This is a genomic window from Streptomyces alboflavus, assembly GCF_000716675.1.
GTDB lineage: Bacteria > Actinomycetota > Actinomycetes > Streptomycetales > Streptomycetaceae > Streptomyces > Streptomyces alboflavus.
Genome location: NZ_JNXT01000009.1, coordinates 145,117 through 159,495 on the forward strand (window position 1 = coordinate 145,117; position 14,379 = coordinate 159,495).

The window sequence follows — 14,379 nt, forward strand, 5'->3', positions numbered from 1 at the left end:
GTGCGCGGAGACGCGGCCGACTCGGACTTGCATCCTCCGCTTCTCCGTGCCGCACGGGCCGCTGGCGCGGACTCGCGGTTCGACTGGCCGATAGGCATACATGTATGACTCGTTGGAGTGACGGTGCCCAGGGTTCGGTTTTCCGGTACCCGGGGCGGGCATCCCGTGGAGCGGCACGCTGTCGACACGCGACTCGGCCCACGCGGTTCGGCATCCGGAGCCAAGAGGCTCGCCAGGGGGTGGCTGGATGCACATGGGGGACAGGCGCCGGTTTCGGCAGGATCCGCTGGAATACCTCGAAGACCTCCGTCGCCGCAGCACGACGGGTCTGATTCCGCTCCCCTGGGGCGGCTGGTGCGTCAGCGACACGGAGCTGGCGCAGACGTTGCTGCGCAGCCCGGAGTACAACGGAGGCAGGTCGGGCTTCTTCGGCGCACTCCTGCCCACCCGCGACGCCCAGATCGAGGTCGGCCACGCGGTACGCGACCTGATGCGCGCCGGCGTACCGCACTACCGCGCCGCACTGACCCGTGCGGCGGCCGACCTCCCCGCCGTCGGCCGCTGGCCCGACGCCGGGACGCGGCTGGTCCACCGGGGCCTGGAGGACCTGCTGCTCCACCCCGAAACCCCCGCCCGCACCCGTGAGTTGATGCGCCGGGCCGCGCTCGGCGGCGTGGCGGTCCGCGCGCCGCACGTGTGGCAGCGGGCCCGTGCGGAGGTGCTGCGCCCCCAGCTGCTCGCCGCCCTGACCGAGGAGGCGGCGCACCGCAGGGAGGACCCCGCCCGCGAGCCCCGGGACGTCCTGGACGCCGTGCTCAGCGCGTGCCCTCCCGGTGAGACGGGCGACCGGACCGTGGCCGAGCTGCATCTGATGATGTTCCGGGCGGTCATGGCGCCCCTCAGCTCCTCACTGGCGTGGTCCGTGCTCCTCGCGTGCCTGCGCCACCGGGCGGCCTCGCCCTGGCCGTGGCCCGCCGACGACATCGTGCGCGAGGCCCTGCGGCACCGTCCCATGGCCTGGATGCTAGGCCGCGTCCTCCCGCAGGCCGTCAAGCTCGGCGGCACCGCCTTCGAAGCGGGCGACCTCGTGTCCGTCAGCCCGTACCTGCTGCACCACGACACCCGCCACTGGGCCGACCCCGACGCGTTCCGGCCCGAGCGCTGGACCGGCACGGACACCCGGCACGGCCCCTATATCCCGTTCGGCGCGGGCCCCTTCACCTGCGCCGGCGCGGCGGTGGCGCACACGCTGATCACCGACTCGCTGACCGCCCTGTCCCGCGACGCCCACCTGACCGTCACGGGCGGCGACACCCGCCCGGCCATGGCCGAGGGCAACGTTCCCCGGCCGTTCACGCTCCGCCGCACGCTCAAGCCACCTGCCGAAGGCGACACCGGACCCGACACAGGAGGGAGGTGAACAGCAATGGCCACGATGCGTCGCATCTTCACCAACCAGCCGGCCCGCCGCTGGTACTGGTACTGACCCTGACAGTGCCACCACACGGTGGCCCGGACGTCGCCCAGACGTCCGGGCCATCCAGGCCGCTTGGCCCGACGGCCGCCGCTCAGCCGCGCAGACACCACTCGACGAACACCCCGATGCTGGGGTCCACACGCCCCCGCTCGTCCGCGACCGCCGCCGTGCAGAAGAACCGGACCTCGCCGAACTCGAGGTCCATCGCCCGCACCAGGTTCCGCAAGCCCAGCCGCTCGCGCAGCCACGTCCGGATGGCATCGCTGTCGTCCGGGGGGTCGGGCAGCAGGGCGGGCTGCCCGGCGAGGAGATCCCGCTTGCTGACGGCCACGGCGAGCCGCGCCTTGTCGAGACGCTTGCCCATCGTGTGGACCGTCTGCACCGACGGAGAGAACACGTCCTCCGGGTCGACCGTCGACGCCAGCGTGCCGTCCACCGTCGGGCGCTCCGGGGTGAGGCGGGTCCAGAACGCGTCGACGGCCATCGGGTCCAGGACGAAGACGAAGGTGCGGGCCGCGCGGACATAGCGCAGCGCGTCGGTCTCCTCCCGGTTGACGAACCGCTCACCGGCCGTGTCGAAGACGTGCACGAGGCGCTCGGCGCGACCGTCGCCGAGCACGAACGAGTGGGCCCTGGGCAGCGTCTTCTGCGTGGGGCGGGTGTGGCCCCGGATCTCCAGGACCTCGTTCAGGACCTGCTGGGCGGCGGTCGATTCGGGATCGGCGAGCCGGACCGCGGGGCCGCCGTCCGCCGCCGTGTCCTCCAGCGACTTCACCATCGCGGCCATCAGCTGCGTCTTGCCCGCGGCCCGGCCGCCGACCAGCGGCAGGACCAGCTCGGGCATGTGTCCGGCGTCCGGATTCATCGGCTTGCCGCAGTGCTCGTGCGCGCAGTGACCTGCGAGGCGGGCGTCCCGGCTCATGAACAGCAGCAGGGTCGGTATCCGGCGGTCGCAGGCGCACCGGCGCCGGAACAGGCCGAAGGTGCCCGGGCGGATGTCCGTGTGCCGCCGCCGACAGGACGGGTTCGGGCAGTCGTACGCGGGATGGGGGACGCGTTCGAAGCAGCTCGGGCACAGCATGCCCCGGGGCAGCCCGCGCAGGGCCATCACCGCGCGGTCGGTGCCCCGCAGGGCGAGCGCGGTCAGCCGGGCGCCGACGGTCAGCAGTCCCACGCCGAGGGCCTGTACGGCGAAGAGCACGCCCCACAGCGGCAGCGTGACCGCGGCGCCGATGCCGAGGCCCAGGCAGAGGGTCAGGCCGTACGGGATCGAGGCGGCCCGGTGCACGGTCGGCGCGGTGAACTGGCGGTCGGTCACCCGGCGGTAGGCGTCCTCGACCGAGCGGACGTACAACCGCCGTCCCTGGGTCAGGAGTTGACGCAGGTCACGGACGGCGGGGCCGGAGAAGTAGTTGCGGTGGGCCAGTTCGTCGGCGGGGCGGTACGGCGGGACCGTCACGAACTCGGGGGTGCGCAGACGCAGCACTCCGTGCAGCAACTGGACGTAACGCCAAAGGAGTTCACTGACCAGGGCGGCCCCGCGCAGGACCGCGATCAGCGGGGCGACGAACAAATAGAGCGCGAGCAGGACCAGATAGAGCGCCGGGACGACGATGAAGGTCAGGATCTCCGCCATCGCGGGCTCACCCCTCTTCCGGCCGGGGCGCGTCCGGTGAGCGCCGCTGGGTGAGCTTGCGGCTCCACTTCTTCACGCGGCCCCTGCGGCTCTCGGCGTACTCCCGATAGGTGTCGGCGAGCCCGGTGCTGTACGGGCGGAGCGCGCGGGCCAGGCGCTCCAGCTCGTCGGGCGGCCAGTGCAGCGCGACGTGGTGGCGCAGCGTCCGGACGGTCTCCAGCTGCGCGTGCGGCAGCCCGGACCGTTCGTCGTTGATCGCCACCACCCCGGTGACATGGCCGAACAGCACCTCGTCGGGTCGGCCGGAGGCGACGGCGGCATCCAGGACGGCGCGCAGATAGCCGTCGGCCAGGGTGAAGCCGAACTCCCTGATGTCCGTGCGCAGGCGCGCCGGGTCCACGGGCAGCGGCAGCATGGCGGGGACGAGCCGGTGCCGCTTCAGGGCCAGGGGCGGCGCCCAGACCTCGATCTGCGGGATCCGGAACGCGCGGGCGAGCGCGGTGGCCTCGGTCGCCTCGCGCAGGACCGCGTCCAGCTGGAGAGTGACCTGCACGCACTCCTGCGTGACGGGCCGCAGCCAGGCGTAGCGGCCGGGCGCCGACAGCGTCTCGCACAGCACCAGGCAGGCCCGCAGGTCCCGTTCGTCCCTGATCTTCTGCTTCACCGCGCGGTCGAACCACTCGCCGACCGCATCGGTCACCGGCTCGTCCGCAGGCAGCCGACGGGCGATCACGGTGGCCTCCTCGTGCGTCCAGGTCGGCGACGGCTGCCGCCACAGCCCCCGCAGCAGCGCCGCGTCCGGCGCGGCCTCGTCGCGCGCCGCCAGGATCTGGAACAGCAACTCGATCGTGCGGGCGGGCTGCCGCTCGGCCTGTGCCACCCAGTAGTGCTCCAGGAGCCGCCCCCGCCCGGCGAGGTCGCGCTCGACCAGCAGATCGGCGGGGAACTGGGTGAACAGCTGCTCCTGGCCGCCCCGTTCGTCCAGGACCTCCTGCACCGCCGTCGTCAGCGCCGACCTGAACTCCGGGAGGGCGTGCACGAGGCGGGCGACGTCCTCACGCAGCCCGGGGCCCGCGTCGCAGGAGCCGAGGAGCGCGCGGGCCAGGTCAAGGCTCTGGTCCACGACCAGATCCGGCGCCGGGTCGAGCCGCGCGCCCACCGCCCACAGCAGCAGCCGCACCCGCTGCAGGCTGGTGGCGGCCTCGTCGAGCAGCCACTGCCACAGGGCCGTGGCCCGCTCCCGCTCGGCGGGACGGGTGATCGGCACCGGGCCCGGCGCGTTCGGAACTCCGGTCATGTAGGCGCGGATCCGGGACTGGTGGAGCTTGCCCTCCAGCTCCTGGTGCAGCGCGGCGTCGCCGCCCGCCTCGGCGGCCGCGCTGAGCCGCGCGAGCTGGTCGTCGTCCAGGTCCCGGTGCCGGTGGTGGATGTCCGCCGCCACCGCCGCCCGGCGCGGCCCGAGATGATCGGCGCCGGGCAGCCAGTCGACCACCGCGCGGACATCGGCGTCGGTCAGCTCGATGCCGCCCGCCGCGGCGGCCGCCGCCACCGGAGCGTGCCAGTCGCCGAGCGCCCGCTCCTGGCCGTGCGTGTACTCGGCCGTCCAGGACCACACCGAGCGGATCGAGCCGACGCCGATCCGGGTCAGCAGCCGGATCAGATGGTGCGTGGGCACCACGTCGGGGAAGCGGCCCGCGCGGAAGTCGAAGACGGTGTACGACTCCTCGTCGTCGGGCCCGAAGTCGGGGTGCGCCTCGGGCACCGTGCCGATCAGGTGCAGTCGGCTGCGGGTGGGCCGCAGGAGGTAGGTGGCGAAGGTGAGGGTGCGGGCCAGCGGGGGCGGCAGGAGGTAGGAGACGGCCGCGAACCAGTGGGCGATCCGGTCCGTCGTCTCGTCGATCACGACGACCGAGCCGTCCTCCGCGAGGGCCGCGAACACCGCCGCGAGGAGGGCGGGGAGCTGCTCGGCGCCCGGGTGCGCGCGCAGGAAGGCATGTGCCGCGCGCGGGGACAGCGGGCCGCGGGGCAGGGGCGCGGGCAACTCCGGGATCTCGGTCGTGTCGGCGATCCGGGTGGTCCACACCGGGGAGTCCCACAGCTCGATGGCGAGCGGACCGCCGCTCTGCCGCGCGCCCTCGTCCGCGCTGTGCAGGGCGTGGGCGAAGTAGTTGCCGAAGCGCCGCGCCGAGTCCCGGCCGACGTACCGCACGCACAGCGTGGTGGCACCGCCCCGGCGGTCCAGGGTGTGGCACAGGTTCACCGGGCAGCGGGCGAGCAGCTCCGGGGCGTCCGACTCCAGCAGGGAGCGCGGCGGTTCGTACCCGGCAAGGCCCTCCACGCGGTGCCGGGTCTCGGCCGACACCTGCTCGCTGACCGCGTTGAACTGGAAGCCGGAGGAACCGCTGAGCCCGTGCTCGCAGGACGTGTAGTAGAGCTGCTGGAAGCCGCTCATCCGCGGCCCGCCTTCGGCACCGACCCGAACTCGCTCAGCAGCCACAGCAGCGGGTCCGCCACCCGGTAGGGCTGGATGCCGGTGGCGGCCACGCGGGCCTCGGGCGTCGCGCTGCGGCCCAGCGCGGAGACGCCGAAGTAGCGGTAGCGGGCGAAGGTGTTCTCCAGGGACTGGTCGATGGGCACGCCGTCCCACTCCTTGAGCAGCTGGCGCACCTCCTCGTGGACGCTGAGGCTGTCGCCGACGTCGAAGCGGCCGCGCGCGGGCGCGTGCGACCGCAGCGGGCTGCCGTTCTCCATCAGATGCCAGAAGGCGTCCATCTTGGAGAAGACCACCGCGATCGGGGTGTCTGTCTTCGCCGCCTTGCCGCCCCGCGCGGCGAGCAGCAGGCCGCTCACCCGGCTCAGCACGTTGATCGGCGGATCGATGCCGTCGGTGCCGGGCAGGGCGGTGCCGGGCGCCGCGCTGTCCCGGGCGCCCGGCATCTGCAGCGGGTCGAGCAGCAGGATGATGCCGTCCGCGTTCGTCAGGTAGCGGGTGTTCAGCTCCACGCTCTCGCGGCTGTTGAAGTCCTCGCCCGCCGTGTCGAAGAACGACAGGACGCTGTGCTGCGGCCGCTCCCCGAACAGCGTCTTGCGGCGGAGCCCGAACCTGAACACCAGCGGGTCCACCCGGTTGGCGTTGGTCGTCGCGGTCTGCGTCGGCGGGAACATCTGCCGGTCGCGGTAGAGCCGGTCCTCGTACTCCGAGCTGTAGCGGCGCATGGTGGTGTCGTCCAGACCCATCAGCGAGGCGCCGTAGGCCTCGCCGACCTGGTTGCGCATCTCGTGCAGGAGCACCGTCATGTAGATCGTCTTGCCGGAGGAGCGCGCGCCCACCATCGCGATCAGCCGGTTCTCCACCATGCCGAACTGCACCGGCAGTTCGACGTGGCAGACCGGGCAGACGCGGTAGGTGGTCTCGCCGTCGCAGTCCGGGCACACCGCCGTCGACCTGCGCCCGTCGGCGGCGAAGTCCGGGCCCACGTCGTGGCTCGGACGCCTGCCGAAGCGCTCGTCGAGCACCGGGTCGCGGCGCCGCTGGCACTGCTTGCGGGTGCGGCTGAGCCGGCTGTTGCAGCGGAACCGGATCTCGCGCGGGGCGAAGGTCTCGTAGCAGTAGGGGCAGGTGAGTCGTCTGGCCATTCAGGTCACTCGCAGCCGGTGCAGCGCCGTGGGGCGCAGGTCGATGTCGGTGTCGGGGGCGTCCGCCGGGAAGCAGACGAGCCAGGAGGGGCCCCGGGTGCCGGGGAAGGGGAACTTCACGACGAGCGGGGCACCGGCGGGCAGGCGCTGGGCGGGCACTTCGTGCAGGACGGCGCCCTCGGCCGTGCTGGTGGGGCGGTAGCGGCCGAGCCCGTGGACGACGTGGACGGCGGGGAGGTCGCAGCCGGTCCGGGTGGCGAAGGCGACGGTCGCGTAGCGGGTGCCGTTGAGGCGGCGGCGCAGCGTCGGTTCGTACTCGACGATCGGCGGTTCGGCAGCGATCCGCAGGGACGCTGCGCCCTCGGTGTCGACGGCGGGGTCGGGGACCAGGGCCTCGACGGTGAGGGTGACGGCGCCCCGTCCGAGGCGGAGGTCCAGGCCGCCGTCGTGTTCGTAGACCCGGCGCTGACAGCGGATGTCGCCGTCGCGGGGGCCGTCGCCGCCGGCGCTCGCGTCCTCACGGCGCCAGCGGACCCGAGCGGTCAGGGCGGCGTCGGGCCAGGCCCAGAGGACGAGGAGGTGGTCGTCCCGGCGGATGGCCTGGAGCTGGGTCACGGGGACGGAACGCTGGCGGGGCGCCTCCGGCGACGGGGGCGGTTGGGGTGGGGGTTCGCCTGCGGCTTCTGAGGGTGGGGTCGGGGTGGGATCGGGGGTGGTTTCGGTTGGTGGTTGGCTGTGGGGTGGTGGGGGCTGGTCGCGCAGTTCCCCGCGCCCCTTCGGGGTGGTTTCGGTCTGTGGTTCGCTGCGGGGCGGTGGGGGTTGATCGCGCAGTTCCCCGCGCCCCTGGGAGGCCGTTGGTCCGCTGTCGGCCGGTGAGGGGTCCTCGCGGTCCTTCAGCGCGCTCGCAGGGGGGATGCCGTGTGGTTCGGGGTCTTCCGCCGGTGTGGGCCAGGCTCCCGGTTCCGGGTCCTCCAGGGGAGGGGGGAAGCCGGTGCTCGCCGGTGCCGGGCCGGTGGCGACGCGCAGGAGCCCGAAGTCCTCCAGGAGCAACAGGCCGTGCACGACGGCCAGTTCGGGTGTACGGCAGCGGACCGTCAGGCCCTGGGCCTCGGGAAGGCTCTCGACGTCCGCGCGGCGGGCGGGCGTGGCGTACAGGTCGCCGGAGAGGAGCACGGCGTCCGGGGCGGCCTCCGCCAGCTCCCGGGCCAGCGCCGCCAGGCCGTGGTCGTCGGCCAGTTGTGCCGTGCGCGTGGTGACGACGCGCACCGTCAGGTCCGGGGTGATGGCGAGGACCGTGAGGTCCACCGCCCCCGCCGTCTGGTCGGCCACCAGGACCGTGCGGTGCACGCCCTCGGCTATCGCGCCGTAGTGCAGGGCCGCCGCGACCGGCTCCGGCACGATCCTGCTGACGCGCAGGCCGACGTCCTCGGCGGCCCGCCGCAGCCGCGCCTCGGCCCGGCGGTCGGCGGTCGCGGGCAGGGCGAGCGCCGCCTCCTCGTCGGTGGCTCCGGCGCCGAGCACGGCCAGCGCGGAGGCGGGGTCGGCGGCCACGTCCGCTCCGGCCAGGTCCGTCACCGTCACGGTGGGGCGGCCGTCCGGGGCGAGGCGGCCGACGCGGGCGACGCGGAGGCCGATGGCGATGGCGAGCATGTGGTCAGCCCTCCCCTTCCCCGGTCCCGGCCCGCGGCTCGTCGGCCCTGACCCACGGCGTGCCGTCGGCGTCGACGCCGAGCCGGATCCGGCTGCCCGGGGCCGGGCGGCGGGCCAGGAAGTGGGAGACCACGGCGGCCCGCAGCCGCTCCAGTTCGTTGCGGATCTGACGGCCGCCGTACGCCTGGTGCTCCGGGTCGCTCATCCGCTCGGTGATCCAGGGGTGCAGGCTGTCGGGGTCGGGGGCCAGCTTGACCTGGTGGCGTTCGCGGACGGACTCGGTGAGCTGGTCGAGGAGCCGGTCGGCGATCCGCACGATGTGCTCGCGGCGCAGCATGTCGAAGACGACCACGCCCGGCTTGAGCCGCCCGTAGATCTCCGGCCGCCCGATCGCCCGGAACTTCTCCTCCACGGCCCGCGTGAAGTGCGCCTCCAGGGCCGCGTACGGCACGTCCTCGTCGCCTTCGGACAGCAGGTCCTGGACCGCGTCCGCGCCCGTGTTGGAGGTGAAGATGATCAGGCACTGGGAGAAGTACGCGGTCTGGCCGCGGCCGTCGGTGAGGCGGCCGTCCTCCAGGATCTGGAGGAACTTGTCCAGGACCCGCGGGTGCGCCTTCTCGATCTCGTCGAAGAGGAGCACGCTGAACGGCCGTTCCTGGACGCGCCGGGTCAGCTCGCCGCCCTGCTCGTGGCCGATGTAGCCGGGCGGTGCCCCGGCGAGCCGCTCCGCCGCGTGCTCCTGCTGGTACTCGCTCATGTCGAAGCGGGCGTACGCGCTCTGGTCGCCGAACATCAACTCGGCCACGGCCTTGGCCAGTTCGGTCTTGCCGACGCCGGTGGGGCCGACGAAGAAGAAGGCGCCCCGAGGGCGTGCGGTGCCGGAGCCGCCGAAGTCCACGCCCACGTAGGCGGACCGGAGCGCGGCGGCCACCGCCTCGACGGCCGTGGACTGGCCGACCACCCGGTCGCCCAGGACGTCGGCCGCCCGGGCGACGGTGTCCCGGTCGAGCTGGGTCCAGGGGTCGACGCTCACATTGAGCCGGTGCAGTTCCAAGAGCTTGTCCGGTTTCTGGAGGGGTGCCTCGCGCAGCCACGAGGTCCGGGCGAGCGCGTCGATGTCCCAGCCCCGCATGCCGTCGGTCGCGCCGACCAGGGCCTCCAGGTCGTGCCGGGTGGCGTTCGTGGCGCCGTTGAAGTCGCCGCGCAGCCAGGTCAGCCACAGGCGGCGCTCGCTGGGGTCCGGCGGGCCGACGTGCAGGGTGGCGATCCGGGGATCCTCCAGGTGGAACCAGCCGGGCAGCCGGCCGACGTCACCCACCGCGCACAGGACGGCGTTGCGGGCATGCGGACGGCGGCCCGCCTGGGCCACGTGCGCGGGCACGGCGTCCGTCATCGCGGCGCGCAGACGGAGGTAACCGGCGTTCGACTCGGGCTGGCCGGGCGGGAGGTGGTGGTCGACGTCCTGGAAGACGAAGGCCGTGGCCGCGTCGGGGGACGCGGCGAGCCGGTGCGCGACGGCGACGGCGTCGTCGAAGGCGCGCGGCGGGGCGCCCGGGCGCGGCGCGAGCAGGCTCGACCGGTCGCGGCGGCGTTCGGCGCCGCGCTGGGTGCGCGCGTCGGACCGTGGCCGGCCGTCCTCGGGGGCGCGTGAGTCGGCCTGGGTCCGGTCGTCTTCGAGGGGGCCCGATGCGGCCCCCGCCCGGCCGTCGTCGGGGGCGCCCGACGCGGCCCATGGCCGACTGCCTCCAGGCGCGCGGGAGTCGGACCGCCGGTCGGCCCCGGGCGCGGCCGGTCCCGCGCTCCTCGTGCCGCCCCCCGGCCGGTCCGCCGCCAGCCGCGCGAAGCGTTCCGCGTGGCCCGGCAGCGGGAACGTGAGCCCGGCCACCGGATCCCACCAGCCCACCACGTCGGCGCCGCGCACCTCGAGCACCCCGGCGACCAACTCGCGGAAGGAGGCGGGCCGGTCCTCGAACCACCAGCGGTCCCGGATCTGCCCGCTGATGACCACCTGCCGGCCGCGCCGCAGCTCCCAGCCGAGCGACACCGCCCACAGCGGCATCATGCCGTCGGCGGTGACGGGCCCCGTACCGTCGTCCTTGCCGAAGTCGATCGCGCTCACGGCGCCGACCACCTCCAGGAGCTCTCCCGGGGCAGCGGCTCGGCGCGTCGGCCCGGCGGTTTGCCGTCCCAGGTGAGCTCACCCGGCACGAAGCCGTCGTCACCGCCCAGCGCCTCGTGCACCCGCTCCAGGAGCGCCTCGGTGGTGTCGCACACCGGCTCGTCCCGCGAGGCGTGCAGCGTCACGTCGGGCTCGCCCTCCACGCGGTACACGAGGACGGGCGTGCCGTCGTCCTCGACGCCGACCGTGGTCTCGTACCTCGCCCCGGTCGGCCGCGTGAAGTGCAGCCGGAAGCCGCCCCCTTCGTCCTCGCCGCCCTCGAAGGCGAACCCCTCGCCGGTCATCGCGTCACGGAGCGCCGCGACCAGGTCCCGGCTCCGCTGATACGCGAGCTCCAGCTCGTCCAGGCGCCGCTCGGCGTCGGGGAGGCGGTGCTCCAGGTCGGCGACGGCCGTCAGGGCCTCGGCCGCGGAGCGCGCGGTGAGCTGCTCGGTCGCCGTGCGCAGGGCGTCGCCGATCTCGTCGGCGAGCCCGGGGTCGCCGAGTTCGGCGGCGGTCTCGACGACGGCCCGGGCCGCCGGGCGCACGACGTCGAGCCGCTCGGCGGCCTCGGTGAGGGCCTGCTCCAGGGCCGCTGCCGCGGCGTCGGCGCGCTGTCGCTCCGCCGCCTCGCGCTCCTGTTCCTGTTCCTGTTGCCTTGCCTCGCGCTCCTGTTCCGCCCGGGTGTTCCGCTCGGCGGCTGCCCGTGCCTCCGTGACCGTCGCCACATGCCGGGCGAGGGCGTGCTCGACCGTGCCGAGCAGGGCGTCGAAGCGGACCCGCCGGTCCGGACCGGCGGCCACGCGCAGTTGGTCGAGCAGCTCCGTGCAGCGCCGGTGCCCGTCCGCGTCGAGGGCGGCGCCGTCCGGGCCGGTCGCGGCGAACCCGCGCTCCAGGCCGGCGAGGACGGAGGCGGGGTCGTCCGCGGCGCTGTCGGCGGCAGCGGGGCGCAGGCTGACGACCCGGCCGCGCAGGCGCTCCACCGCGTCCCCGAGCTGCTCGCCGCGGGCGACCCGGCCCCGCAGTGCTGCCAACTGCCCCTCCAGGGAGCTGACATCGGCCCGCGCCCCGGACCGCTGGGCCTCCTCGATGAGCGTCCGCACCTCGTCGAGGGCGCGCTCGTCGGCCCGGCTCTGCTCCGCCCGGGCGAGGGCGAGGCGGGCGGCACGCTCCGCATCGCGCCGGGCGGCCGACTCGGCGTCCCTGCGGGCGAGGTCGGCCCGCCGAGCCGCCAACTGGGCGCGCTGGTCCGCCCGTTTGCGTTCCCTGGCCCGGCGCTCCTCGGCCCGGCGGCGGCGCTCGGTCGCCTCCCGCTGGGCGTACAGCACGCCGATGCGGACGCTGCTGTACTTCGGTGATCCACTCATCGTTCCCTCCGTGCCTCGGTGTGCAGCACGAACCCCCGCGCCGCGAGCCGGTCCTCAAGTCTTCTCCGGAATCCGGGAGTCGGCGGCACGCCCGCCCAGGAGAGCGCTCCGTCCGACTCCACGGACACCTCGACCCCGGCGGTGCTGTCCGGCTCGGCCAGGCTCCGGGCGTAGCGGTCGGTGAGCGGGACGAGGCGCTGGTTGTCCGAGCCGCGCCAGCGCAGGCTGCCGTGCCGCGCCGCGACGTAGGGCCCGTCGACCAGCAGGTCGAGCCGCTCGAGGAGGGCCAGCCGGTCCGGCCCGCCGCGCCGCAGCGCCTCGTGGCGGAAGCCGGAGTACGCCATCGCGCCGAAGTCGGGCCGCCGCTCCCGTACCGCGTCGAGCAGCGCGGCCAGGGCTTCGGCCTGGCTGAACGGCTCACCGCCGGAGAGTGTGACGCCCTCGATGTCCTCCAAGTGGCAGAGCCAGTCCGTGAGGTCGGTGACCGTCCGGCTGGTGCCGCCCTCGAAGGGCAGGGTCTCCGCGGCCACGCAGCCGTGGCAGCGCAGCGGGCAGCCCTGCACCCAGACGACCGCGCGGACGCCGGGGCCGAGGACCGTGCAGCGGTCCAGTGTCCGGGCGACGGATATCAGGGTTTCCTCGCGCGAGCCGTGCCGTGGCTGGGGGAGGGCCGTCATGCTTCCTCCCGCGGCTGGTCGGGGTAGCTGTCGGAGCCCTGTTCGGCCTGGTCGCACCACGGGCACCACGGTCGTTCCACGGTGTGGACGTGACGGGCGTTCACCGCGCACACGCGCAGTCGGCCGGGGGTCAGCTCGGCCGCGAGCGCCTCGGCCCACGCGGCCGCCGTCGGACGGTGGGCCGGGTCCGTGAACGCCCTCCGGAAGAGTTCCGTGAGGCGTCTCGGCAGCAGGTCGGCGGGCGGCACGGAGCGGGGAAGCAGCACCGACGTGCGGTCGACGATCCGGCAGCGGCCGTGGAGGACGTTGTCGTCGTACGACCGGTAGTCGCCGCCGTCCGCCGGGTGACCGGCGAAGGGGTGCAGCCCGGCCAGGAGCAGCTGGTGCACGAGGACGGCCAGGGCGAAGTCGTCGGACGTGGTGTCGGGCGGCGCGGCGGTGGCCGTGCCGAGCCGCTCGGGGGCCGTGTAGCCGGGGGTGCGCATCCGGCCGGGGAACAGCTCGCGGCCGTCCCGGAACTGCCAGGAGTCGACGTCCGCCATGCCGACCCGGCCACCCTCGTCGACCCACAGGTTGTCGGTCTTGAGGTCGCCCACCACATAGCCCTCGGCGTGCAGTTCGCCGAGGAGCCGGGCGAGGGCGAGGGCGGCGCGCAGCGCGGTGGCCCAGGTCGCCCGGGGCAGGAAGGCGCGCCGGGCGGAGGTGCTGAGGAGGTGGCTGAACGGCTGGTAGGCGTGGCGCATGTCGGGCATCACATAGCCGTCGACGCGGTCCGCGGCGGCGCCGGCGGCCGTGCGGACCTGGACCAGCGGCCAGGCGAGGCGGACCGGGGTGCCGGAGAGCAGGCCGACGGTGCGCGGTTCGCGGCGCTGGCGCACCAGGCGGGCCACGCGGCGCCGGTAGGCCTCGGGTTCGGGCGGGTCGGGGACGAGCTTCGCGACGAGGGGGCGGGTGTCGTCCACGCCGTACACGAACCCCTCCGAGCCGCTGCCGATCTGCTCGGTGAGGCGCCATGTGTGTCCGTGACCGGACACCACTGTCAGTCCCACGCTCACCCTCCTTCGACCAGAGCACACACGACGGTCAGGTCGTCACCGGTGCGCCCGGCCTCGGGGCCGGACAGGCGTCGGCGGAGCGGCTCGGCGTCCCCGTGGTTCTCGCGGAGCGTGGCGGCGAGGCCGAGGAAGAAGCCCGCGGCCGGCAGCGGTCCGACGTCCGGAGGGAGCCGGTGGACGGCGGGGTGGTCGAGGGCGAGGGCGGCGCAGCCGTCGGTGGACAGGACCACTCCGGCGAGGTCCGGCTCCCAGACGGCGAAGGTACGCACGCGCAGGGCCGCGCCGGGGGAGGAGAGGAAGGCGGCCGGGGCGGCGGGTGGGGGCAGGACCAAGTGGCAGCGGTCGTCGCGCGTCAGCAGGGTGCCGAAGCCGTCGCCCAGCGAGACGAAGGCCACCCAGGGCGGGGCGACGACGGCCGCGGTGAGGGTGGCGGCCAGCGCGCCCAGGTCTGCCGCGACCGGGTCCGCGCTCACCGTGCGGGTGGCCGCTGAATCCGCGCGCGAGCCTCGCAGACAGGGGTCAGCCGAGTCCGCTCCAGGGCCTGACACCCCCGCCGCCGCACCGGTGCCCGCTGTGCCCGCGTCCGCGCCCGGCACGCGCGAGCCGGCTGCGCTCGAGTCTGTAGCTGGCGCGCGCGAGTCGGCTGCGCTTGAGTCTGCGCCTGGTACGCGGGAGTCCGGTGAGTCTGTGCCTGGTACGCGGGAGTCCGGCGCACTCGCGTCC

10 protein-coding genes are annotated in these 14,379 nt (G+C 74.7%); 1 reads left to right on the forward strand and 9 read right to left on the reverse strand.

Annotated elements, in window-relative coordinates; genetic code table 11:
• Positions 1–253 precede the first annotated feature (253 nt).
• Positions 254–1,420 (forward strand): cytochrome P450, encoded by a 1,167-nt coding sequence (locus OO63_RS09850; protein ID WP_031192411.1) that lies wholly within the window; start codon positions 254–256, stop codon positions 1,418–1,420.
• A 148-nt stretch (positions 1,421–1,568) separates the two neighbouring features.
• Here OO63_RS09850 and OO63_RS09855 read toward each other — a convergent pair whose 3' ends face one another.
• Genes OO63_RS09855 through OO63_RS46690 form a run of 9 tightly spaced genes read right to left on the reverse strand, consistent with a single transcriptional unit; the run spans position 1,569 to position 14,129 of the window.
• Positions 1,569–3,113: a TRAFAC clade GTPase domain-containing protein gene (locus tag OO63_RS09855; protein WP_031192410.1), complete on the reverse strand. Its 1,545-nt coding sequence runs from the start codon at positions 3,111–3,113 to the stop codon at positions 1,569–1,571.
• A gap of 7 nt (positions 3,114–3,120) precedes the next feature.
• Positions 3,121–5,565, reverse strand: coding sequence for a GTPase-associated protein 1-related protein (locus tag OO63_RS09860; RefSeq protein ID WP_031192409.1), 2,445 nt, complete (start codon positions 5,563–5,565; stop codon positions 3,121–3,123).
• Entirely contained in the window at positions 5,562–6,749 is a 1,188-nt protein-coding gene (locus tag OO63_RS09865) for a TRAFAC clade GTPase domain-containing protein (RefSeq protein ID WP_031192408.1), read from the reverse strand. The genes OO63_RS09860 and OO63_RS09865 overlap by 4 nt, the downstream gene beginning before the upstream one ends.
• Positions 6,750–8,399, reverse strand: coding sequence for an Hsp70 family protein (locus tag OO63_RS09870; protein ID WP_031192407.1), 1,650 nt, complete (start codon positions 8,397–8,399; stop codon positions 6,750–6,752).
• Positions 8,400–8,403: 4 nt separating this feature from the next.
• Positions 8,404–10,518 (reverse strand): AAA family ATPase, encoded by a 2,115-nt coding sequence (locus tag OO63_RS09875; RefSeq protein ID WP_031192406.1) that lies wholly within the window; start codon positions 10,516–10,518, stop codon positions 8,404–8,406.
• On the reverse strand, positions 10,515–11,924 hold the full coding sequence (locus OO63_RS09880) for a hypothetical protein (protein ID WP_031192405.1): 1,410 nt from the start codon (positions 11,922–11,924) through the stop codon (positions 10,515–10,517). The genes OO63_RS09875 and OO63_RS09880 overlap by 4 nt, the downstream gene beginning before the upstream one ends.
• On the reverse strand, positions 11,921–12,601 hold the full coding sequence (locus tag OO63_RS09885; RefSeq protein ID WP_051810714.1) for a 4Fe-4S single cluster domain-containing protein: 681 nt from the start codon (positions 12,599–12,601) through the stop codon (positions 11,921–11,923). The genes OO63_RS09880 and OO63_RS09885 overlap by 4 nt, the downstream gene beginning before the upstream one ends.
• Positions 12,598–13,650, reverse strand: coding sequence for a protein kinase domain-containing protein (locus OO63_RS09890; protein ID WP_234335441.1), 1,053 nt, complete (start codon positions 13,648–13,650; stop codon positions 12,598–12,600). The genes OO63_RS09885 and OO63_RS09890 overlap by 4 nt, the downstream gene beginning before the upstream one ends.
• Before the next feature lie 2 nt (positions 13,651–13,652).
• Positions 13,653–14,129: a protein phosphatase 2C domain-containing protein gene (locus tag OO63_RS46690; RefSeq protein ID WP_234335450.1), complete on the reverse strand. Its 477-nt coding sequence runs from the start codon at positions 14,127–14,129 to the stop codon at positions 13,653–13,655.
• Positions 14,130–14,379: the final 250 nt, after the last annotated feature.